General features: G+C 34.3%; 6 protein-coding genes. 4 read left to right on the forward strand and 2 right to left on the reverse strand.

The genetic code is table 11. The annotated features are described in order from the left end of the window. Window positions 1-714, forward strand: a 714-nt coding sequence (locus SULYE_RS05640; RefSeq protein WP_007547407.1) for a tetratricopeptide repeat protein, incomplete at its 5' end; no start/stop codon positions are given. A gap of 226 nt (window positions 715-940) precedes the next feature. Here SULYE_RS05640 and purD read toward each other — a convergent pair. Beyond that, a complete protein-coding gene (purD, locus tag SULYE_RS05645; protein WP_007547408.1) occupies window positions 941-2,236 on the reverse strand; it encodes a phosphoribosylamine--glycine ligase in 1,296 nt (431 codons plus the stop codon). Next, window positions 2,233-3,492: a diaminopimelate decarboxylase gene (gene lysA / locus SULYE_RS05650; RefSeq protein ID WP_007547409.1), complete on the reverse strand. Its 1,260-nt coding sequence runs from the start codon at window positions 3,490-3,492 to the stop codon at window positions 2,233-2,235. The genes purD and lysA overlap by 4 nt, the downstream gene beginning before the upstream one ends. 83 nt (window positions 3,493-3,575) lie before the next feature. Here lysA and minC point away from each other — a divergent pair, with 83 nt between their 5' ends. From minC to SULYE_RS05665, 3 genes are all read left to right on the forward strand, one after another. Further along, window positions 3,576-4,175 (forward strand): septum site-determining protein MinC, encoded by a 600-nt coding sequence (gene minC / locus SULYE_RS05655; protein WP_007547410.1) that lies wholly within the window; start codon window positions 3,576-3,578, stop codon window positions 4,173-4,175. A gap of 13 nt (window positions 4,176-4,188) precedes the next feature. Then, a complete protein-coding gene (minD, locus tag SULYE_RS05660; protein ID WP_007547411.1) occupies window positions 4,189-4,971 on the forward strand; it encodes a septum site-determining protein MinD in 783 nt (260 codons plus the stop codon). 15 nt (window positions 4,972-4,986) lie between these two features. Continuing rightward, window positions 4,987-5,163 (forward strand): cell division topological specificity factor MinE (locus tag SULYE_RS05665; RefSeq protein ID WP_007547412.1); only part of this gene is annotated, 177 nt, incomplete at its 3' end.

Below are 5,163 nucleotides of genomic sequence, written 5' to 3' on the forward strand. Positions count from 1 at the left end.
TATAAAGTTGGAGAGCTTAAACTTGCTTATGAAAATATGAGAAAAGCAGAGAGTTTAACAAATAACAAAAAAGATTTGATGTATATCTACAATTGGACTGGATTGATTTTATCCAGTATGGGTTACTTAGATGATGCACTTTTGTATTACAGTAGAAGTTTAAGCTTAGCAAGGGATTTAGGTGATACATATATGCAGGCTTCTGTATTAAACAACATTGCTGCGATATATTATAAAAAAGGAGAATTAGATAAAGCTTTAAGTTATTATAAAGAGTCTTTAAGTTTAGAAACAAATGAAAAAGATAAAGCACCTACTTATAACAATATTGCTAATATATATGACAAAAAAGGTGATTATCGAAAGGCTGTTGAATATTTTCAAAAAGCTATTGAAATAGTCGAGAAATACGGAGATTATCATGGTGCATCTATTGTTAAGTTAAACCTTGGAAATACATATAGAAAGATGAAAGGTTATGAAAACGCAGAGAAATACTTATCCGAAGGTCTTGAGGGTGTTAAAAAAGTAGGAGATAAATATTGGGAAGCTGCAGGTTACGAATATCTTGGATGGCTTTACAGAGACAAAGGAGATAAAAAAACAGCAAGAGAATACTATACTCGTGCATATAATCTTTATAAATCTATTGGGGCAGAAGGAGATGCTCAAGGTGTTTTAAATGAAATGAAAGAATTAGATAAATCAAAATAACCATTTCATCCCTGCCAGCTGGCGGGGGTTTATTCTTGATTATACGCAAAAGCTTTTAAATCTATATTTTATATTTTAATATCACTCCTTTCTATGAGGCTGTTCCAAAAAATCCACACTGTCATTCTGAGCGAAGCGAAGAATCTCATATTTTTCTTTTCAAGTCAAAAAATCAAAAGATGAGATCCTTCGGACTTCGTCCTCAGGATGACGCGGAGAGGTAAGCTTACAAAAATTTTGGAACAGGCTCCTTCTTTCTATTTACTTCTCTAAATCCTATATCCTTTCTATAAAAAGCTCCTTCAAAATGAATCTTTTCTATAGCTGAGTAAACTTTTTCCCTTGCTTTAAAAATGTCTTCACCTGTTGCTGTTACAGTTAAAACTCTTCCACCGTTTGTTATTATCTTTCCATCTACCTCTTCAGTTCCGGCATGGAATACAACTACATCTGGGTCTTTTTCTGCCTCTTCTATTCCTGTAATTACCTTTCCTTTTTCATAAGCATCAGGGTAACCCTTAGATGCCATTACAACGCCAATAGCATAGTCAGGATTCCATTTTGGTTTTACATTTTCAATATTTCCTTCAAGAATTTCTAAAATATGCTCAACTAAATCTGATTGTAATCTTCTCATTATTGGCTGAGTCTCCGGGTCTCCCATTCTAACGTTAAACTCTAAAACATTTATGCCTTTTGGTCCTATCATAAGACCGGCATACAAAAAGCCACACATGCTTCTTCCTTCATTAATCATTGCTTTAAGGGTTGGGTACATTATCCTCTCTTGAATCTCTTTTTCCATTTCTGGAGTTATAAGACTGCATGGAGAGTATGCACCCATGCCGCCGGTATTTGGTCCTTCGTCGTTATCATAAGCTCTTTTATGGTCTTGAGATGTTGGCATTGGAGCAAGTTTATCATCTTTGACAAAGCATATATAAGATGCTTCTTCTCCTTCTAAAAATTCTTCAATTACAACTCTTTTACTTGCTGGTCCAAACTTTCCGGCGAACATATCTTTTACTGCCTGGATAGCCTCTTCTTCTGTTTTTGCTACAACTACACCTTTACCTGCAGCAAGTCCATCGGCTTTTATAACTATTGGTGCCCCCACTTCTTTTATAAACTTTATAGCATCTTCTTCTTTTTCAAAGCTTTCAAACTTTGCCGTGGGAATGCCGTACTTTTTCATTAAATTTTTAGCAAAAACTTTACTTGCCTCTAAAATCGCAGCTGATTTTTGATGTCCGAATATTTTTAATCCTTCTTCATTAAATCTATCAACAATGCCCTCGGATAATGGTTGCTCGGGTCCTACTACTGTCAAATCTATCTTGTTTTCTTTTGCAAATCTAACGAGATTGTATATATCCGTTGGAGATATATTTACTCTTTTTGCTATTTTGCCTATACCGGCGTTTCCGCTTGCACAGTATACTTCTTTTACAAGACTACTTTGTTTAATCTTCCAAACTAAGGCATGTTCTCTTCCACCATTTCCTACAACCAATACTTTCATAACACTTCCTCTTCATATTTTGATATATGTTTATAGTCTTCTCTTTCTTTTATTACTTTAAAGTTAGGACCATCAACCAATACTTCTAACGCTATTGGTCTTACGTTGTAGTTTGATGACATGCTGCTACCATAAGCTCCGGCAGTCATTATGGCTAATAAATCTCCTCTCTCTACTTTTCCAATTTTTCTATCAAGAGCTAAAAAATCTCCTGTCTCGCAAATTGGACCCACTATATCAGCTATCATCTCTTCGTCTTTTTCCTGAACGTTTAAAACATGGTGGTAAGCATTATACATAGCAGGTCTTACAAGGTCATTCATTCCAGAATCAACAATAACGAAATGTTTTTCTTGTTTATCTTTTAAAAAGATTACTTTCGTGATTAATGCTCCGGCTTCAGCAATCAAAGACCTTCCCGGCTCTATTATTAACTTTAATCCGGTTTGTTTCACTACAGGAATTATTGCGTCTGCTAAATCTTTTGGAGTGGGTGGGTTATCGTCCGGATGATACTTAACTCCAAGACCACCGCCCATATCTATAAATTTTAATTCGATTCCCTCTTTTTTTAGTTTAAACACAAGGTCTACGACTTTTTCAGCAGCTTCTCTAAATACAGAAACGTCCATTATCTGAGAGCCTATATGACAATGAACGCCTACCACATTTAAATTTTCAAGCTTCACAGCCTTTTTGTAAGCATCTAATGCTTGGTCTATATCTATTCCAAATTTGCTTTTCTTTAATCCTGTTGAAATGTAAGGATGGGTTTTTGGGTCTACATTAGGATTAACTCTTATAGACACATTGGCTTTTTTTTCTTGTTTGCTTGCGATTTCATTGATGACGTCAAGCTCCATGAAGCTTTCAACGTTAAAAGAAAGAATGTTTTCACTTATAGCATAACTAATTTCAAAGTCCGTTTTCCCAACCCCGGCATAAACTATCTTGTTTGAAGAAAATCCAGCTTTTTTTGCCTTATAAAGCTCTCCGCCGGATACAATGTCAGCACCAAGACCATTTTCTTCAAAAATTTTCAGTAGACTAAGATTAGAATTTGCTTTTAAAGCATAGCAGATTAATGTATCATAATCTTTAAACGCTTCTTTATACTGGTTAATTTTATCTAAAATTGCTTTTTTACTGTAAACAAAAAATGGAGTGCCAACCTTTGATGCTAAATTTAATATGCTAACCTCTTCACAGTAAAGTTTTTTTTCTATGTATCCGAAGTAATTATATACCTGATGCATTAATAAAGTTTTGCCTCCAAATAAAAATTGCAGTAGAATAGATAAGCATAATTTTATAAATTTTTCAAGAAGGATAAGCATATATGGGCGTAGAAATAAAAGGGTTGACTGTACCAGCTTTGCTTATTAAATTAGACCCAAGTAAAAGCTTGCAGGAAAATATTGATGAACTTAAACAAAAACTTTCTTCTGCTTTCTTTAAAGGGTCTTATGCTGTTGTTGATTATAACGGGTTAGAACTAAACGAAGAATCAAAAGCTGAGATAGAAAAGGTTTTGAAAGATTTTAATGCATCAGTTTTAGGATTTCAAAATACAAAGAATAATAAAGATAGCTTAAAAGGTGTTGCTCAAAAAAAATCTCTAAAAATTATAAATAAAACACTAAGAAGTGGTCAAAAAGTAGAGTATGATGGAGATGTTCTAATCCTTGGTGATGTTAACCCTGATGCTTATGTAGTTTCTTCCGGAAGCGTCATCGTCATGGGTAATTTAAGAGGCGTGGTACATGCCGGAGCTAACGGAGATGAAACAGCCATAATTATGGCATTAAAACTTAGACCCCAACAAATAAGAATCTCTAATTATATTGCAAGGTCTCCTGATGATGAAACCAAAGAGTCTAATTCTCCAGAAATTGCATATATTGAAAATAATGCAATAGTTATAGATAAAATTAAGTAAAAGAGGTGTAAAAATGGCAAGAGTTATAGTTGTAACTTCTGGAAAAGGTGGAGTAGGGAAGACTACTCTCACAGCCAATATATCCACTGCTTTGGCAATGATGGGAAAAAAAGTTTTAGCAATAGATGCAGACATAGGCCTTAGAAATTTAGACATGATTCTTGGTCTTGAAAATAGAATAGTCTATGATATTGTTGATGTTGTTGAAGGAAGGGTTCCTCCGGAAAAAGCTTTTGTAAGAGATAAAAGAGGGCTATCTCTGTATCTACTGCCAGCGGCGCAGACAAAAGATAAAGATGCTGTAAAACCAGGTCAAATGGTAGATATCGTAGAAAAAGTCAAAGATAATTTTGATTATATATTCATAGACTCTCCTGCCGGAATTGAAGGTGGATTTAAAACCGCTGCCGCTCCTGCTGAAGAAGCTATCATAGTAGTAAATCCAGAAGTATCATCTGTAAGAGATGCTGACAGAATAATTGGATTGCTTGAATCTATGGATAAAGGAAATTTAAGATTGGTTATAAACAGAATTAGATTGTATCAGGTTAAGAAAGGCGAGATGCTGTCAGTTGAAGATATAGAAGAAATCTTACAAATACCAAAAATCGGTATCGTGCCGGACGAAGAAAAATTAGTAGATTTTACTAACAGGGGAGAACCGATTGTTTTACATAAAGAACTTCCTGCAGCAAAAGCAATCATGAACATAGCAAGAAGATTAGAAGGTGAAGAAGTCCCATTTACAGAGCTTGAAGAGAAGAAAGGATTTCTCGCTAAGCTTTTTGGAAGATAGAAAGAGGAGGGAAAAATGTCAATTTTTAGTTTTTTTAAAAGACAATCATCAGCAAATAAAGCTAAAGAAAGACTGATGATGGTTTTATCATATGAAAGAAAGGGATTACCGCCAAATTTTGCTGATATATTAAAAAATGACCTTATAACAGTTTTTTCAAAATATCCACAATTTGATTCCCATAACATAGAA

Origin of the sequence: Sulfurihydrogenibium yellowstonense SS-5 (assembly GCF_000173615.1) — a bacterium.
Lineage (GTDB): Bacteria > Aquificota > Aquificia > Aquificales > Hydrogenothermaceae > Sulfurihydrogenibium > Sulfurihydrogenibium yellowstonense.